The organism is Psychromonas arctica DSM 14288 (genome assembly GCF_000482725.1).
GTDB classification, from domain to species: Bacteria; Pseudomonadota; Gammaproteobacteria; order Enterobacterales; family Psychromonadaceae; genus Psychromonas; species Psychromonas arctica.
In genome coordinates this window covers 32,331-49,900 of the sequence record NZ_KI519479.1, presented here as the reverse complement: position 1 = coordinate 49,900, position 17,570 = coordinate 32,331, and the positions used below count along the sequence as shown (strand labels likewise).

Sequence of the window (17,570 nt, the reverse complement as noted above, 5' to 3'; positions counted from 1 at the left end):
TAATGGCTAACTTACGCCGTTTAATAATCTCAAACACTTAGCTTTAAGCAACGATAAGTGCACTCACTAAACCAATCAAACCACCGAATACACCACCCCACACAACTAACCAACCTAAGTGTTTTTTGATCATAGCTTGAATGATCTCTTTCACTAATTGTGGTGTCAGCTCATTTAGGCGCTGTTCTATTATTTTTTCTATTTTAGCTAAAATATCCTGCATCATATCCGGTTGTTCAATTTCACTTTTTAATAACTCAATAAATGCATCATCTTTTGTGAGATCAATAATGGATGTTTTCATGTGTTTAATAAAAGGTTCTCTGAGTGGAGTGAGTGCGTCTTCACCACCAAACATATCTAACATAGCACCAAATGAGGAGTTCATAATCACTTTTATTAAACCATCATAGGTCGGATTTAAATCAACTTTTTCGATCACGGGTTGTAGATTTAATTGTGCAGGTGAAAAACTACCAGCAGATAAAAAACGATCCACATTTTCTGCAGTAAAGAATTGCGTCATCATTAAATTTCTAATACCTGACTTAAATTCTTCAAAGTGAGCGGGCACAACACCTGAGCCATATAGGAATGGGACTTTTTCAAACAACATAAATACAGCAAGCCAGTTGGTTAAGGCCCCCGATAGTGCAAACAGTCCGACCATAATTAATATAGCTGCAATTTCAGTGTCACCCATTACAAACCCTAAGCCTAAGATTAAGGCTGCAATCAGGTTAGTGGCTAAACTCTTGTTCATCTTTACTCCTTGTTTTATACCAATCTAAGTAATCATCAAGTCATTTATGCTTGTTAAAATGAATTCTAGCTTCGTTGTTGATTTTGCAATGAGAACAACTAGTTACTACAATCAACGCCTTGCTATCATCCATTTCCCCTAACGTCTAAAGACCACTTATTTATCCAGATTGGTATTAGTTATTTTTATGATTGATATTTTTAAGGTTTTTGTATTTGCTTTTATCACGATTAAATCGATTAGAGATTAATTTAAACCGGCATTCTTTTAAGCAATAAGCTAATTATCCATTTTTTATCGAAAAAAAATCCAGTTATAAATAACTGGATTTTATTCTCATTACACATAATAACTGTAATTATTTTGAGATTTCTTCACGTAACTTTAAGCTACGAAGTGCTTTATCTAACACACCGTTAACAAATTTATATGACTCATCGGTTGCAAAATCTTTTGCTAATTCAATCGCTTCATTTAGTACCACTTTAGGCGGTACATCAGTGCGGTAAGTTAACTCAAACATCGCTAAACGTAATACGGCAATATCAACCATATCAACATCGTCAATTTTACGAGATAGGTACGGAGAAAGTTTTTCATCTAATGACTCAACTCTCTGCACTACACCGATTAACAATTCTTTAAAGTAAGGAACGTCCGCTTTTGACATATCTTGGTCAACAGAGAATTGTTCAATAATTTGTGACACACCTGTTTGCGTGATTTGCCATTGATAAATAGCTTGCACAGCAAACTGACGAGCACGACGACGTTCAGCAGGTTTCATTTTCATTATCCTAATTCCGCCATCACGTTAACCATTTCTAATGCGCTTAAAGCAGCTTCACTACCTTTGTTACCCATTTTAGTTCCAGCACGTTCAATTGCTTGATCAATTGAGTCCGTTGATAAAACGCCAAATGCAACAGGGATATCGTTATCTAACGATACACTTGCTAAGCCTTTATTACATTCGTTAACCACTAATTCAAAGTGCGGTGTACCACCACGGATAACACAACCCAACGCAACAATAGCATCAAACTTTTTAGATGTAGCTGCACGTTTAGCTACTAATGGCAGCTCAACAGCACCCGGTACTCGAATCACCGTGATATTTTCATCAGCAACTTGACCTGTACGTTTAAGGGTATCAACTGCACCAGCAAGTAACTGCTCATTAATAAAGCTGTTAAAGCGAGAGATTACGATTGCAATTTTAGCTTGTGGAGCGGCTAAGCCACCTTCAATTATTTTCATTTTCTACCCTTATTACAAAATTTTTGTGCATTCTAACACAGTTTATTTCTATACTGACACTGTTTATTCGGTGATGTATTCAACCACTTCTAGCCCAAAACCAGATAATGCATGGTACTTTTTCTGTGAACTAAACAATGCCATTTTTTGTACGCCTAAATCACGCAAAATTTGCGAACCGACACCGACACGACGGCTTGCACCTTGTGCTTTAGCAGCAATACGTTCACCGGCATCTTCTTGCTGAATATTTTTGATTTGTTCGATCAATGATTCTGCCGTTTCTTGGTGTCCTAACATAACTAATACACCGCCATCTTTGGCTAAACGTGCCAAAGCACTATGCAGTGGCCAAGTGCGCGGACTTAAACGATCAGAAAAAAAGTTATCAGCAAATGTATTTTGTAAATGAACACGCACATTAGTGATTGCATCGCTTTTTACTTCACCATTAACCAGCGCAAAATGCACTTGTTTGTCGATAGTATCTTGATAAGCGACTAAATCAAATTCACCAAACTCAGTCGGTAACTTGCACTCACTAACACGTTCAATCGTGGTTTCATTGTTGTTACGGTATTCAATTAAATCAGCAACTGTGCCTAGCTTAATATTATGTTGCTTAGCAAACACTTCCAAGTCAGCACGACGCGCCATGCTGCCATCTTCATTTAAGATTTCAACAATAACGCCAGCAGGTTCACGACCAGCAAGACGCGCTAAATCACAACCTGCTTCAGTATGACCCGCACGAGTTAGAACACCACCTTCTTGTGCTTTAAGTGGAAAAATATGACCTGGCATTACGATATCTGTCGGTTTTGCATCTTTACCAATCGCGGCTAATACAGTCACTGCACGATCTGCAGCTGAAATACCCGTTGTAACACCCTCTGCAGCTTCAATGGAAACAGTAAAGTTAGTTGAAAATGCTGCCGTATTATCTTCTACCATTAATGGTAACTTTAATTTTTCACAGCGAGCTTCTGTCAGAGTTAAGCAAATCAAGCCTCGACCATACTTTGCCATGAAGTTAATTGCTTCTGGCGTTACTAAGTCCGCAGCCATGATCAAATCACCTTCATTCTCACGGTCTTCGTCATCCATTAAAATAACCATTTTTCCTAAGCGAATATCTTCAATGATTTCTGCAGTAGTATTTAACTTCATTTTTATTCCTTAAACCTTGTGAATTACCCCATGAAACCGCTTTTTGCTAGCAGCTCCATTGTCGACTGTTGTTTTTTATTTGTGTCAGCGGCATGTTTACCTAATACCAAACGCTCTAGATAACGAGCGATCACATCCACTTCTAAATTAACACGACTACCAACAACATAATATTGCATCGTGGTTTGACTGATAGTATGAGGAATGATGGTTAATTTAAAACTAGCGCCATCGACATCATTCGTTGTAAGACTGATCCCATCAACGGTAATCGACCCTTTTTTAGCAATATATTTAGCTAAATCATCGGGTGCTTTGATCCAATATTCAACGGCATTACCTAATGGAGAAATAGACGTTATTTCGCCAACCCCATCAACATGGCCGCTAACAATATGACCACCAAAACGGTCATTCATTTGCATCGCTTTTTCGAGGTTGACCATAAATCCGGGTTGAATATTTGCAAAGCCACTTAATCGAATAGTTTCATGTGAGACATCCGCATCAAATGAGTTTTCACCTAGACGTGTTACGGTTAAACAAACACCATTATTGGAAATACTATCACCGAGTTTGACGTCGTTCATCTCTAACTCGCCAGCATGCACGGTGATGGTCATATCTTTTTCATTATTTTTAATTGCAGTGATTTTGCCCACTGCTGCAATAATGCCTGTAAACATATTATTCTCGATGGTTAATCAGACGAATATCATCACCTATCTGCATCACAGAGTGTAATTTGAGGGTAATAATTTCGTTCATCGTGGAAAAGTTAGGTAAGTTTACTAAGTTTCTGCTTTGATCGCCCATTAATTTTGTCGCTTGATAGAGAATAAATTCATCAACCAACTCATTTTTGAACAATTCGCCAGCTAAAGTTGCACCAGCTTCCACCCATAGGTCGTTAATTTCATATTCGTTCAGCAAAATCATTAACGCATTAAGGTCGATACGCTGATGATTGTCTGCGCTACAAATAATTTGATCGACTTGCGCGACACAATTTTTGAATGCACTTGTATCTCGAGCTTGTAACGACACTAATAAAACTTTACCGGGTAAATCAAATAATTTTTCTTGTAATGTACATTGGTTATTAGAATCTAAAATAACACGTATTGGTTGCCGCAGATTAGCTTCACTCACTAATTCACTATCAAAAGCAGGACTAGCTAAAAGTTCTTTATAACGCACATTTAAACTAGGGTCATCGGCTAGCACCGTATTTATACCTGTTAAAATAGCGCTTTGCTGTGCGCGATAATATTGGACATCTACTCTTGCGTCTGGGCCTGTTATCCATTGACTAAGGCCATTTTTTAATGCCGTTTTACCGTCTAAACTTGACGCCATTTTTACCGTTATTCTTGGGCGCTTATATTTCATCCGAGTAATGAAACCTAAATTTAACTGCTCAGCTTGTTTGGTTAACAACCCCACATCAACTTTAATCCCCGCTTCTTGTAATAAGGTAATACCTCGCCCTGTCACTTTAGGGTTTGGATCAACCATTGCGACTACAACACGTTTAACGCCCGCTTTAACTAATGCTAAAGCGCACGGAGGCGTTCTACCAAAATGCGAACAAGGCTCCAGAGTGACATAACATGTAGCACCAATAGATTGCTGTTTGGCAATCGCTAGCGCATTCACCTCTGCATGACCAGCCCCCGCTTTAAGATGGAAGCCCTCACCAACAATATTGCCTTCCTTAACAATTACACACCCTACATTTGGGTTAGGAGAAGTAGTAAATCGGCCTCGTTCCGCAAGTACGATGGCACGTTGCATGTATTTTTCATCAAGCTCTGTAAATAGCATTTTATTAGTACTTTTATTGATTTAAATAATTAATTCATTGAAACATTTAACGTGCCGTATGATCGATAAGCAGTCAATAACCTTAAACTTTATTGGCAATATTTATATTTTATTTAAGGCTTCTATTTATTATATTCATTTATTGGTATCTAATTTAGCAATCTCTTCACCAAATTCTTTAACGTCTTCAAAAGCGCGATATACAGAAGCAAAACGAATGTAAGCAACTTTATCTAAGCTTTTAAGTAAATCCATCACCAATTCACCCACCATTTTGGAAGGGATTTCGCGCTCGCCAGTTGCACGCAATGTTGATTTTAATTTATTCACCGCACTTTCTACCGCTTCAATACTAACCGGGCGTTTTTCTAGTGCGATATTAATGCCTACAAGCAGTTTTTCTTCATTAAAGGGTTCACGACTACCATCTGATTTAATTAAACGCGGCATGATAAGTTCTGCTAATTCAAAGGTAGTGAATCGTTCATTACACTCATTACATAAACGGCGGCGACGAACTTGAGAGCCTTCAGAAACAAGACGTGAATCAATAACTTTTGTATCTTGGGCATTACAAAAAGGACAAAACATAGTGTTTTTCTCTGTTCAATAAACGACGAAATGATAACTTAACGTATTTCGATCTCTGTAAAGATGAGTGCATTAAGCAAGCGCTCACATTAAGGCTTTAAATAGGTGCTTAAGTTAACATATTTATGCTCTACGATGGCAGTTTATAGAGACTATTTTATCTTAAAAAGTGATATCTATATGTTCTGACAGAGTTCAACATGATGGCAGGTACTCATAAATTGTTCATTTAGACTGTACTCTATATGAGTTATTCATACGAATGTTAACGAGCTCTATAATTTACATCGTTTAGTTATCAAACAATAAGGAAGCACAATGACACAAAAAAATATGATCATCGGAGGGGGATGTTTCAGGTATCTTGAAACAGCTTTTAACCAAGTAAAAGGTGTTACAAGTACTATTTCAGGACATACCGGAGGCCGAAAAGAAAGCGCATATTAATCAACAACAGATATTTAATAAAGATAGATTAACAAGTGTTGAACCTCTTGATATTTTTATGCGGCATAGGATTATCATCAAAGATATTATTTAAAAATCCTGAGCAAGGTTATTGTATTGTGGTGGTTGCACCTAAGTTTCCAAAATTTAAAGCGCAACATGCGGAATCAAAAAACAATCACATAACCAACGCCACTAATACCATTAATTCAGCTAATAGCTGATCAATCTAGCTGGTTAAAATGCATCCCTTCAGTGTTAGAAATTTTGCAAAGAAAATAATCATTTGACCCAATTTTTGCGTTGAATTGATGTATTTTTCTGCATTAAATTTGACTAAACACATTAACAATGTTGACATAAACGTCTGATATATTTAACTTTATCAAGAAAAAAGGGTTAAATAGTTTACTCGCTATTTAACCCTTTTTTGCTTTCTTATTTTGAAAAGAACTGTTGATTAGGTGTTAATTAACATCACTGGGTGCAATAATGAATCCTTGATAACCCGTTGCTTGTAATTCACTGACTCTATCTAGCTGTTCGTAATCTTCAACTCCTGTAATGATCACATCCACACCTGAACCGAGCGCAGTGTTAATTACTGCTCGCGTTAATACAAGTCGCTGTGTCAACTCGCCAACATCCATTTCATTGCTCAAATCACAAGATAGAGATTGGTCTAGTTTTACATAATTTGGTTTGATATTTTGTAAGTAAGATAATGACGCCATCTCTCTTCCATAATGATCAATGCCAAGTTGAGCCCCCACTTCTTTAATTAGGTTAGCAAAATGAATACTTTGTTCAGGGTGATTTAAAATAGCATCTTCTTGGATCTCAAAATAAAAGCGGTTTTGATCAGGTTGTGCTTTCAAAAACCCTTTTAACCAACTATGAAATTGCAAATCAAGCACGCTGTCATGAGTAATGTTAATGGCTACTTTCTTATTGCTAGATTGCATGGTTGGGTTTTCTACAATGGCTTCAATTAATGATTTATCGAACTGACTGCCTAACTCTAACTGCTCGATGTAAGGCATAAATTTAGCGGCACGGATCTGTTTATTATCAATGGTGATAATACTGTAAATTTCATGATGCAAAATTTTATCGTTTGCAAATGAAATTGAAGGATGCCATTTAAATTTTAGTGACTTATTGGCAATTGCCTCTTTTAAATGAGTATGCCATTGCGTCAATGTCATATCTTGTTTAACCACACTCTCGTACCAGTGACTCACTTTTGATTCATTCAAAGCATGTTGCAGTGCATTATCTGCATTAGCTAATAATTCAGAAGCCGTTATATCATCAGTACGAATCGCACCACCAATAGCAAATTGGCCCTCACCATCATAATTTACATTTTGCATTGCTTCACTAATTAGTCGAGATACCTTTTGTAAATAGACGTTCAGTTGCGGTTGCGATGCTTTAGTGACTAAAAATACAAACTCTCGATTGGAGATACGAGCAATAAAGCTTGGACATACTGCAGGTAAAGTTTGTTGCATTTCTTTGGCTAAAATTTGGATAGTATTATCTCTAACTTGATACCCAAATTGATCGTAAATCGTTTCTAACCAATCTAACCTTGCGATTAATAAACCACCATAGCCAGGATCTTTGATCCAGCTTGCAAGTTGTGAATTAAGGTATAAACGATTTGGTAATTGCGAAACAGTATCGGTTAGTTTTCCTTTCTTTAAAGAGACCACTTCTTTATCTAACTGTGAAAACACTGCTTGTAATTGACCAGACATACTATTAATAGCTAATACAACCTCTTTAAGCTCTGTTGTTTCCGGGATTGCTAAATTAGGCTGAAATTCTCGTTTTGCAATCAGTTTAGCTTGATCCGCGACACGATGTAATGGTGCAAGAATACGTTTTAAACGAAGATTTAAAATAATTAAAGAGACAAAAAATATAATAGCTAATGCGATTAAAGTATCGCACATTACTTTCCATAATTGGCTGTAACCAATTGCTGGATTTGCTTCTAAATTTAATGTTGCCAGTTGGATCCAACCATTAGTAATAACACTCTCTGTACTTTGTGACTCAAATAAATGTAAGTCTAAAAACCACTGTGGTACGCCGGCTACTTTGATTGGGTTTTCCCATACTTGTGTTTTACTTGTTTCTAACCAAGTCAGGCTTACTTTTTTATAAAATCCACCTTCAAAAATAACATTAATCACAGTTTCTGCAGAGGCAACATCCCCTGTTTCAAGGTGCGGCTTCAACATTAATGTAAGCGCATTCGTTGTATTATTTAAGTCCGACGCTATTTGGCTATCCATAAATGTTTTTGTTTGGGTAAACTGAAAATACGCCAAACTCGTTGCTACTAGTAAGAACAGCCCTAGTAATAATGAGTTTATCTGATTAAACAGTGTCATAAATAAGTTACTCCATTGATGTAACAGGTTGCTTTAATTGATTAAGTCCCATGCGATGATTTAAATCATTCCATCGTTTGAGTCTACTGGGTTTCCCTGCTACACGGCCTTGTCTTTTTTCATTGTTTAACCATAACTGTTTACCGTTAAAGCTATACACAGGGATTAAATCTTGTCGCTCACTTGCTTTTTTTATACGTCCATCGATGTTATCTAAAATTAGTGGTTCCGCTGTTGGGTGTTTATAATAAGCCACAACCATATGGTATTGGTTAAGCGTTAAGGATTTAACCATCACTATGCGTAATTTATCGTCTGCAACACCCACAGCCAGTAAACTAAAATACTTTGCTAACGCAAAATCTTCACAATCTCCCGCATTGGCCCCTATAAACTCTACAGGTGTTGCCCAATAATTACTTTCACCCCACAATCTTTGATCTGTTGTAAACTGCAGTTGATTAAAAAAACGGTTAGTACTAATTAATTTTTGTTGTTCATTTTTATATTGCTTATTAAGGACTTTTAACCATGCAGAACCACGCTTTGCCGCACGATCTCCATAGTTTTTTTGCAATACAGAGATCAATTTTTTGGTATCAATATTTATTGGAATGCTTGCATATAGATAAGCACTACTCATATATACAAACAAGCCAATAAGGGATATTTTTTTTAATAAAGCACGTTTACTATGCATTTAGTTCGTAATTATTGCTCACGGTGATCAACGGTATAGATAGTCCATTTCATATCTACTATATCTGCTGCACCATCTACTTCAGCAACAATACGTCTATTTTGAGCATTCACATATTCATCATTACCTTCAAACAGAAGCTGCTCAAATCCGAAGCCAACAGTGTCAATTCTATTTTCATCAACGGCATATTGATTAACTAATATTTGTTTAACTGCGTCAGCACGGTTTAAAGAGAGTTGCTTATTATATTGCTCAGTACCAACAATACTTGTGTGCCCTTCAATCATCACTGTAATCGAAGAATATTCTTTCATTAAATCTGCTAATGCTTTAATTTCTGCATAATATTTACCATCAACAAATGCAGAGTCATTGTCAAAATTTACCAACAATTTTATACGTACTTTTTCAAGGTTATCTGTACTACATCCGTCGTTATTAATTTCAGCTCCGAGTGCTGTAGCAGGGCATTTATCGCGAGCAGATATTATGCCATCTCCTTCTAGATCCGATAAATCATAAACTTGTACCGTAGGTTCAGGCGTCATTTCAATAATATTAGATGAACAGCCACTCGCTAATATAGCGGCAGCAAATAGACTAATTATTTTCATTGTATACACCTCCTTCAAATTGCTCTTCTCCTTGCCAAGTTGCAGGGCGAGTCACTCGCAACGAGTCTAATAATTTTCCCATTGAATGTAAGACACGATATTGTGCTGTTATTTCAGAAAATTCGGCTTCTAAAAAGTCACGTCTCGCTTGATATAATTCATTCTCGGTATCTAATAAGTCTAATAAACTACGTTGGCCTATTTTAAACTGTTCTTTATAATCTGCCTGTGTGTCTTTGGAAGCAATAACATGCAATTTGATGTATTTCTTTTGTAAATTTAATTGCTCAAATGCATCCCAAGATAAAATAAAACCTTCTTTTACTTCACGATGCGCGGTCATATTTAACGCTTTAGCTTCATTAATTTTGTATGCCGTTTCTTTTGTATAAGCGAGATCTTTACCGCCTGAGAACAAGTTATATTTAAAACGAAGCATCGCAGTGACATCATTATTATTACCACCCACGTCGCCGCTAGTGTAATTGCCATCAACACCATCAACGTTATCATTAAAATTAGCGTCAATTTCAAATGTAACTTCAGGGTAATAAGTTGATTTAGCACTATCGTATTGTGCATGAGCGGATTGTATATCGTTACTTGCAGCCCATACTGATGGATGATTTTTAAACGCCATTTTGAGGCCTTCATCACGAGTAGTTGGTAACATGCTGCGGTCTGGAAAAGGAATAACAAGATTTTCTGGTGTTTGATCAATGAGACGATAGAACTTGGTTTTACTGTCTAAATAATTATTTTTAGCAGCAATCAAATTTGATTGTGCTTTTGCTAAGCGTCCATTAATCTGAGATAAATCGGCCTTACTACTAAAACCAGATTCAGTACGCTCTTTAATTTGATCATAAATTTCAACGTGCGACTGTAAGTTTTTTTCTGATAAAGAAACCAACTCTTCAGACTGAATAAGCGCCAAGTAGACTTTAGCTATTTCTAATGCAATATCTTCAGCAATTGAATGCAAACGCCATTGTTCTGCACTCGTTGCATAACTTGTACGTTCTACTTCACTGCTGGTACGAAAACCGGTAAACAAGTTTTGTTTTAAACTCAAGCCCAATTCACGTCTAGTTAAGTTTTCTGGATCATCATTTGCGTCATTTCTGGTGCTTGGACTATCGGTATACTCGTAACCAATCCCACCAGTTAGATCAAGAGTCGGCAAATAACCTGCTTCCGCTTGATCAACTTGTTTCTCTGCCGCTTTAAATCGTGTAAACGCAGCTCTAATTTCAGGATGAGTATCTAAAGTATGAGCAACTGCTTGCTCTAATGATTGACTGTGTACTGACAAAGGTGACAATGCCAGAGAACTAAAAGCGATTAATACCGCTTTATTTGCTATTCTACGTTTTAATGGTTTCATTCTCTCTCCATGAGCGTTTTTAATATTCACGTAATGCCATCTCTTTTGCTCGTAATAATGGGTTTAACATATATTCAAGTACAGTACGTTTGCTTACCATTACGTCGACGCTTGTTAGCATTCCGGGAATAATCGGCATATCGTCCTTATCTTTACGATTCATACTTGATTCATTGGTTCTGATCCTAACAATATAAAAACTATTGCCTTCTTCATCTTGTGTAGTATCTGCACTGATATGTTCAACAACACCTTCAAGACCACCGTATCGGGTAAAATCATAGGCTGTAATTTTAACGCGAGCAGGTAAGCCAACATGAATAAATGCAATATCTTTAGGAATTATTTTAGCTTCTACTAGTAACTTATCTTCTGTTGGTACTATTTCTAAGAGTACCTGGCCAGGTTTAACTACACCACCTAGTGTATTGATATGCAAGGTTTTTACTGTACCAACAACGGGAGAAGTGATCAGAGCCTTAGTTACTTTATCTTTTACACCTACTTGTGCTTCTGTGATCCTAGAAAGTAATCCTTGTTTTTCATTTAATTGAGCTCGAGCATCTGTACGAAATGCAAACACTAGTTCACGTCTTTTTAAGATAGACTCTTCTAAGGCAGATTGTTGTCTTGGGATTTGTGCTCGTAATGAATTAATTTCACCATTTAAATCATTAACGGTACGTTGTAATTTTAAGTACTCGACTTCAGGTACAATATTTTTTTCAGCTAAAGGCCGAGTTAAACGCATTTCTCTATTTGCTAATCGTAAACTACTTCTTAATGTACTGACCTTAGATTCTATTTCTTTAATTTCTTGTTGACGTTGTTTAATTTGTTGGGCTTGGATTGCAACTTGGTTTTCTAAGCTGTTTAAACGTCCAATATATTCATCTTGCTGCCGTTCAACTAGCGTAGCCGCTGTTGTTTGAAGATCTTCAGGGAACTGTAATATTTTTTGTTCTATTTTTATTTGTAATTTCCAATCCTTTACATTGGCTATCAAGATGCTGCTTAATTCCGATCTTAAACGAATAATATCAGCTCTAAGTGCATCAACTTCTTGAGTTTGTTGTGCCATATCTGAGCGGAATCTAGTGTCATCAATACGTGCTAAAGGCTGACCTTTAGTGACTAACATTCCTTCTTTTACGTATAAATCTTGTAAAATACCACCATCTAAACTTTGAATTATTTGTACTTGTGAAGAAGGAACAACCTTACCTTCCCCGCGAGTCACTCGATCTAATTTTGCATAATAAGCCCACACAAAAAAGCACACGAATAAAGCTGCTAAAGCCCACACAGTTAAGCGCTGTGCAGTCGGTGTTTGAGTTATCATCGCACCATAAACATCGTCGGCCATTTCTAAATCATGTTTGGAAATTTTCATGATTTAACTCCTCCAGTACTGCTAAGGTTACCTGAAGCAAGTTTCTCTAAAATAATATCTTTTGCATCATTCGCGACTATTTTTCCATTCTCTAATACAATAATCCGATCAACCAACTGTAATAGATGCATCTTGTGAGTGATCAGCAGCAAGCTACGATTTTTTATGGTTTGTTTCATTGAACTAATGAACTGTTTTTCAGCACGAGCATCTAAACTTGCTGTAGGTTCATCAAGTAACAAAATTTGAGGATCATTCAAAATAGCCCGTGCTAATGCAACAGCCTGACGCTGACCTCTAGATAACGTTATCCCCCCTTCACCAACTTGTAAATCCAAACCTTCAGAAGCAAAATCCGTAAATAGTGTCACGCCCGATAATTGAGCAGCACGTAATAATTGATACTCAGTAACTTGACGAGTACCGAACAAAATATTGTCTTTAATAGAACCATGGAAAAGGGTTATATCTTGAGGCAAGTAACCTATATTGCTGCGTAAATCACTGGGATGAATTTGCCCTTGGTGTAAACCATCGTAGCGAATGCTACCTAAGACAGGTTTATAAAGACCTAAAATTAATTTAGCTAATGTGGTTTTACCAGAACCATTACGGCCTATAATTGCAATTTTTTCACCGGGCTTAATGTGCAAAGAAAAAGGGTACAAGGCTGTTTTTTCATTATTCGGATAATGGAATGATACCTGCTCACATTCAATATTCCCCTGTAACTTGTTGCGGCTTACTAAGTGCCCTTTATTCTCAAACTCCCCTTCTTGCTCCATAACACTATTGATTTGACGTAAAGAACTCATCGTTTGATTATAACGTGTCATTAACGAAGCAATTTTAGCCATCGGCCCGATCGCTCGGCTAGACAACATCACCGCCGCAATAATCGCCCCCATAGAGATCAGACCTTCAGATACTCGATAAACGCCTAATACCATCACCGCGACGACAGAAATTTGCACAATGAAACTTGATACATTAGCCACCGAATTAGTAATCACTTTTACTTTTAATTGCCACTTTGAAGTATGGCCAACCATTTGTTGCCATGTATGTTGAATAATACCTTCAGCACCATTTGCTTTGATTGACTCCATAGAAGACAAACTTTCTACTAAATGACCATGGCGTAAACCTGAAAATTTATTACTCTCTTCTATTGCTACTTTTAATTTACTTTGCACAATCAGGCTATAACTAATAATTAATACGGTCGCAATGACTGCGAAAATAGCCAGATCGCCAGAAACTAACCAAATGATAAAGATAAAGAAAATAGAAAAAGGTAAATCAACTAATGCAGTAATGGTTGCTGAAGATAAAAAATCACGAATACTATCAAACTCACCTAATTGACGCGCCATACCGCCAACACTTGAGGACCTTTTTTCTAGTGGGATACCAATTGCTTTAGCAAACAGTTTGGATGAGATCTCAACATCGACTTTTTTACCTGCTACGTCAATGAGGTAAGCCCGTATTTGCTTTAATATAAGATCGAATATATAAGCGACACCAGCACCTATGGCTAATACCCATAGTGTTTCAAAAGCAAGATTAGGCACTACTTTGTCATACACATTCATCACCAACAAAGGTGATAACAATGCAAATATGTTAATTAAAATAGACGCAATAATAACATCTCGGTAAATCGGTGCAGACTCACGGATACTATTCCAAAGCCAATGCTTTTTAGTGTCGTGGATATGAACATCAAAATGACGATCGCCATGATATTTTTGTTTAATTAAGAAGAGATAACCTACGTATTCAGCTTCTAATGCTGCAATGGTTAACAGTTCTTCGCCGCCCGTTTCAGGAAATGAAACACGCGCTTTATCGGCGGTGATATCAATTTCATGTAAAATACAGGCCTGTTTATTTTTGAGCATTAAAATACAAGGCAGCAACATATCAGGAATAGCAGATAAACTCCTACGATCCATTTTTGCACTCAACCCAGCTCGGCTCGCTGCTTGAGGAAGTAGCTCAGGAGTAAGATGTTGGTGTGTTAACGGTAAACCTGCCGCTAATGATTCTGCTGAACAGGGCGTTGAAAAATGCTCACTTAATAGAACTAAGCAATCTAATAATGGATCGTGTCCAATACGAGTTGAGCTATTTATTTCCCACTGTCCTGACTGAGGCTTTGTTTGCTTCAATGTTGACCCTTTATTGTCAATGGTCAAAATAACCCTCCTTTATGAGCATTATGATGACTATTTTTATTTGCGTAATATAAAATATATTAACGTTTTTATAAGCAGTTATCTATTTAAAAACATGACCTTAAAAACGTTATCTAAATAGTTAATTAAAATACCTAATAACAATTTAAACAAGATAACGTTAAATAAAATATCATTTAAAGATAATTAATTATACATATTCCACTTAAATAATTTCATCATCTAATGGTGAGGATGTATTTTCAACAATCGTGTCTCCAATAATCAAAGCACCATCGTTTAACAGATTATTAATAACAATTTCTTTATCTGTATCGGATACGTTACCTAGAGAATCAAGACCACCAGTATCAATACCTTCCAATTGTGTATCTTCTAATACAATTTTCTGTGTAGGAGAGTCTCCACCTTCTTTATATGTTGTAATTGTTGTATCTTTTCCGTCAAAACTGAAGTCTAAATAATCTCCAAGGGTATTTTCTGATTCCCCCTGTAGCAGATCACTTAGGTCTAGTTTATCTTCATTAATATTAAAGTCTGTTATCGTATCAGTGCCGTAAGTATCACTAGCAGTCCAAACAAACGTATCATTACCATCACCACCGGCTAATATATCATTGCCTGTACCACCAATGAGCAGGTCGCCACCTGCTCCGCCATAAAGCTCATCACGCCCATTGTCTCCGCCGAACAATACATCGTCTCCATCGCCTCCGTACAATTGGTCATTGTTGGCACCACCTTTTAGAATGTCATGACCAGTATCACCTTCTAATAAATCATTACCCGTTCCACCAAGTAATTCATCATTACCAGCTCCACCGCTGAGTTGATCATTTTCATCATTACCCTCTAAGGTATCGTTGCCAGTTCCACCGAAAAGTTGATCCCTCCCAGATCCACCAAATAAGAAATCATCTCCACCTTCACCATGTAGTGTATCTTGATTACTTAGGCCAGAAATATGGTCATCTCCACTGCTGCCAATAAGTGTATTTTGTTTCCAATCACCGATAAGAGTTTGGTTGTCATCTGCAGGCTCAACGGCTACTGAAGAAGCCTGAACACTTGTAACTGGTTGCCCGCTAACTGCTTCTGCTTCATAAACTAACCCTTCGATTAAACCTGAAGCTTGATTATGCACAACACTAACATTAGCTGTCGCTTCGTTGGAAACAATTCCATTTTCGTCGATAATTGTATAAGTGAATGAATCTGCTCCAGTATAATTAGTGTTAGGTGTATATATAACATTGCCATTTTCAATGGCTACCAAACCATACGTAGCTGCCCCAACTGAGTGAATAGTAATACCTTCACCGATATCATTTGATAACAAATCCAGTGTAATTGAAGTGTTTATTTCCGTACTTGACTCATCTATAGCATGAGAAAGATTTTCAGAAATCCAAATATTATCTCCAAGAATGGAGTTGGTTCCATTACCACTAATAACCTGACTTAAGTCTAATTCAAGAACATAATCACCACCTTGATCCCAGTAAATAATATCCACTGAGTGTAATCCAGCTGCTAATGTAATCTCTTGAGTGGTATTTCTTGGTCCAGTATTTCCATCAAAAGCAATTGCCTCATTACCATCGACTATAACTTGAAAACCATCATCATGCCTTACCGTAAACTGGTAAACGCCAGCAGTTTCTACATCTAAATTACCACTTAATTTTATGATACCTGCACTTGCCCCTTCTGTTGAGCCACCATCTACAGCGACTATAGATGAACTATCACTGCCTAAGAAGTTAGTTAAATGAGACGGTATGCCAGATGCATCAACATCATCGGCTAAATCTCCGCTAAATTTGCGGTAGTTCATTTCAGTAGAAACAAAAGTTACCTCAGCAGCTTGCTCAGCGGTATAATTATTAACAGTTGCAATATTTTTAAGCTGTCCACCTTCAGCACGCTCGTTATAGCCCCAGTATTCACCAGAGAGGCCTTTTATGATTCTACCCGAATCATCTACTTTGAAGGCATTGTCATTAACAGAAAGAGGTTCATCAACCCCATTAATAGTTATAACAATATCCTGTGTTGTACCATTCAAATTAACAGTATGAGTCTCAGTGATTGTTTCATTCGAATCTAGCGCTTGAATCTCGCTGTTTGTATTATCAACTTCATAATTCCAAGTACCATCTGGATTAATGGTTAAAAGACCTAGTTGAGCAGTTCCAGTTGTATTAGTAAGATTAACCTGAGGGTCAAAATTTTCACTATCAATGGTATCAACGTCACTAAAGGTTAATTTACCCGACGTCGTTAATTTACCGTTAATATCATTGTCTTCAGTGATCTCTCCAATGGCACTATCTCCAGCACCTGCATTTACAATGATTTCAGTTGGATCTTCAGCCCCAAATATTGTTATTGGGACTTCCGTTGTGACCCCATTAATAGAAACCGTATAAATTTCAGTAATATTTTGACCTATATCTAAATATTGTGCAGCTTCATTATTTAAAACATATTCCCATTGAAATTGACCAGGATTACTAGCGGTTGGAGTAGGAGTTAAAGTGAAATTGCCTATAGCATTACTTCCACCAGTAGAACTCGTGAATTCAGAAGTTGGTTGATATGTATCTAACTCTAAATAATCAGGATCGCTAAATATAAAAGTCCCCTGTGCGCTTTGAAGACTTCCCCCATCTTCCAAAACTCTCCCTTCAGCTGAATTAGAGCCTGCAACTTGAATAATAGTAGGATCATCTTGTGGAGTTATCGTTACATTAACCGTTCCTTCCTGCCCTTCAGCATTGGTATAAGTAAAGCTATCCGT

Annotated in this window: 15 protein-coding genes; 1 reads left to right on the top strand and 14 read right to left on the bottom strand. The window is 37.0% G+C overall.

What is annotated here, in order from left to right:
• Positions 1 to 43 precede the first annotated feature (43 nt).
• The 7 genes from H592_RS0115275 to nrdR form a co-directional block, all read right to left on the bottom strand.
• Entirely contained in the window at positions 44 to 763 is a 720-nt protein-coding gene (locus H592_RS0115275) for a DUF445 domain-containing protein (RefSeq protein ID WP_028869529.1), read from the bottom strand.
• A gap of 358 nt (positions 764 to 1,121) precedes the next feature.
• The gene (gene nusB, locus H592_RS0115270; protein ID WP_028869528.1) at positions 1,122 to 1,550 is read right to left on the bottom strand and encodes a transcription antitermination factor NusB; all 429 of its coding nucleotides are present in this window, start codon (positions 1,548 to 1,550) and stop codon (positions 1,122 to 1,124) included.
• A gap of 5 nt (positions 1,551 to 1,555) precedes the next feature.
• Positions 1,556 to 2,023, bottom strand: a complete 468-nt coding sequence (gene ribH, locus H592_RS0115265) for a 6,7-dimethyl-8-ribityllumazine synthase (protein WP_028869527.1) — start codon at positions 2,021 to 2,023, stop codon at positions 1,556 to 1,558.
• 63 nt (positions 2,024 to 2,086) lie between these two features.
• Positions 2,087 to 3,193, bottom strand: a complete 1,107-nt coding sequence (gene ribBA / locus H592_RS0115260; protein WP_028869526.1) for a bifunctional 3,4-dihydroxy-2-butanone-4-phosphate synthase/GTP cyclohydrolase II — start codon at positions 3,191 to 3,193, stop codon at positions 2,087 to 2,089.
• Positions 3,194 to 3,216: 23 nt separating this feature from the next.
• A complete protein-coding gene (locus tag H592_RS0115255) occupies positions 3,217 to 3,879 on the bottom strand; it encodes a riboflavin synthase (protein ID WP_028869525.1) in 663 nt (220 codons plus the stop codon).
• A gap of 1 nt (position 3,880) precedes the next feature.
• Positions 3,881 to 5,020 (bottom strand): bifunctional diaminohydroxyphosphoribosylaminopyrimidine deaminase/5-amino-6-(5-phosphoribosylamino)uracil reductase RibD, encoded by a 1,140-nt coding sequence (gene ribD, locus H592_RS0115250; RefSeq protein WP_037071948.1) that lies wholly within the window; start codon positions 5,018 to 5,020, stop codon positions 3,881 to 3,883.
• A 135-nt stretch (positions 5,021 to 5,155) separates the two neighbouring features.
• Positions 5,156 to 5,611 (bottom strand): transcriptional regulator NrdR, encoded by a 456-nt coding sequence (nrdR, locus tag H592_RS0115245; protein ID WP_028869523.1) that lies wholly within the window; start codon positions 5,609 to 5,611, stop codon positions 5,156 to 5,158.
• A 318-nt stretch (positions 5,612 to 5,929) separates the two neighbouring features.
• Between nrdR and H592_RS23715 the strand changes: the two genes are divergently transcribed.
• Positions 5,930 to 6,058, top strand: a complete 129-nt coding sequence (locus H592_RS23715) for a peptide-methionine (S)-S-oxide reductase (protein WP_084296302.1) — start codon at positions 5,930 to 5,932, stop codon at positions 6,056 to 6,058.
• A 467-nt stretch (positions 6,059 to 6,525) separates the two neighbouring features.
• On the opposite strand, the gene H592_RS0115230 is transcribed toward H592_RS23715, so the two are convergent.
• The 7 genes from H592_RS0115230 to H592_RS24265 all read right to left on the bottom strand — a co-directional run.
• Positions 6,526 to 8,466 (bottom strand): bifunctional diguanylate cyclase/phosphodiesterase, encoded by a 1,941-nt coding sequence (locus H592_RS0115230; RefSeq protein WP_028869521.1) that lies wholly within the window; start codon positions 8,464 to 8,466, stop codon positions 6,526 to 6,528.
• Positions 8,467 to 8,473: 7 nt separating this feature from the next.
• Positions 8,474 to 9,166, bottom strand: a complete 693-nt coding sequence (locus H592_RS0115225) for a transglutaminase-like cysteine peptidase (RefSeq protein WP_028869520.1) — start codon at positions 9,164 to 9,166, stop codon at positions 8,474 to 8,476.
• An 11-nt stretch (positions 9,167 to 9,177) separates the two neighbouring features.
• Entirely contained in the window at positions 9,178 to 9,783 is a 606-nt protein-coding gene (locus tag H592_RS0115220; RefSeq protein ID WP_028869519.1) for an OmpA family protein, read from the bottom strand.
• Entirely contained in the window at positions 9,770 to 11,170 is a 1,401-nt protein-coding gene (locus tag H592_RS0115215) for a TolC family outer membrane protein (protein ID WP_028869518.1), read from the bottom strand. Before H592_RS0115215 ends, H592_RS0115220 begins: the two co-directional genes overlap by 14 nt.
• A gap of 19 nt (positions 11,171 to 11,189) precedes the next feature.
• Positions 11,190 to 12,563: an HlyD family type I secretion periplasmic adaptor subunit gene (locus H592_RS0115210; protein WP_037071947.1), complete on the bottom strand. Its 1,374-nt coding sequence runs from the start codon at positions 12,561 to 12,563 to the stop codon at positions 11,190 to 11,192.
• On the bottom strand, positions 12,560 to 14,767 hold the full coding sequence (locus H592_RS0115205) for a type I secretion system permease/ATPase (RefSeq protein WP_245600438.1): 2,208 nt from the start codon (positions 14,765 to 14,767) through the stop codon (positions 12,560 to 12,562). The genes H592_RS0115210 and H592_RS0115205 overlap by 4 nt, the downstream gene beginning before the upstream one ends.
• Positions 14,768 to 14,972: 205 nt before the next feature.
• The coding region (locus H592_RS24265; RefSeq protein ID WP_051369204.1) for a VCBS domain-containing protein at positions 14,973 to 17,570 on the bottom strand (2,598 nt) is incomplete at its 5' end.

Bases quoted from the DNA above. Each gene is read 5' to 3' on its own strand.
- H592_RS0115220 (WP_028869519.1), bottom strand. From the start codon at position 9,783: ATGAAAATAATTAGTCTATTTGCTGCCGCTATATTAGCGAGTGGCTGT.
- ribH (WP_028869527.1), bottom strand. From the start codon at position 2,023: ATGAAAATAATTGAAGGTGGCTTAGCCGCTCCACAAGCTAAAATTGCA.
- H592_RS23715 (WP_084296302.1), top strand. From the start codon at position 5,930: ATGACACAAAAAAATATGATCATCGGAGGGGGATGTTTCAGGTATCTT.
- H592_RS0115275 (WP_028869529.1), bottom strand. From the start codon at position 763: ATGAACAAGAGTTTAGCCACTAACCTGATTGCAGCCTTAATCTTAGGC.
- nusB (WP_028869528.1), bottom strand. From the start codon at position 1,550: ATGAAACCTGCTGAACGTCGTCGTGCTCGTCAGTTTGCTGTGCAAGCT.
- H592_RS0115255 (WP_028869525.1), bottom strand. From the start codon at position 3,879: ATGTTTACAGGCATTATTGCAGCAGTGGGCAAAATCACTGCAATTAAA.
- nrdR (WP_028869523.1), bottom strand. From the start codon at position 5,611: ATGTTTTGTCCTTTTTGTAATGCCCAAGATACAAAAGTTATTGATTCA.
- H592_RS0115225 (WP_028869520.1), bottom strand. From the start codon at position 9,166: ATGCATAGTAAACGTGCTTTATTAAAAAAAATATCCCTTATTGGCTTG.
- H592_RS0115210 (WP_037071947.1), bottom strand. From the start codon at position 12,563: ATGAAAATTTCCAAACATGATTTAGAAATGGCCGACGATGTTTATGGT.
- ribD (WP_037071948.1), bottom strand. From the start codon at position 5,020: ATGCTATTTACAGAGCTTGATGAAAAATACATGCAACGTGCCATCGTA.
- H592_RS0115230 (WP_028869521.1), bottom strand. From the start codon at position 8,466: ATGACACTGTTTAATCAGATAAACTCATTATTACTAGGGCTGTTCTTA.
- H592_RS0115215 (WP_028869518.1), bottom strand. From the start codon at position 11,170: ATGAAACCATTAAAACGTAGAATAGCAAATAAAGCGGTATTAATCGCT.
- ribBA (WP_028869526.1), bottom strand. From the start codon at position 3,193: ATGAAGTTAAATACTACTGCAGAAATCATTGAAGATATTCGCTTAGGA.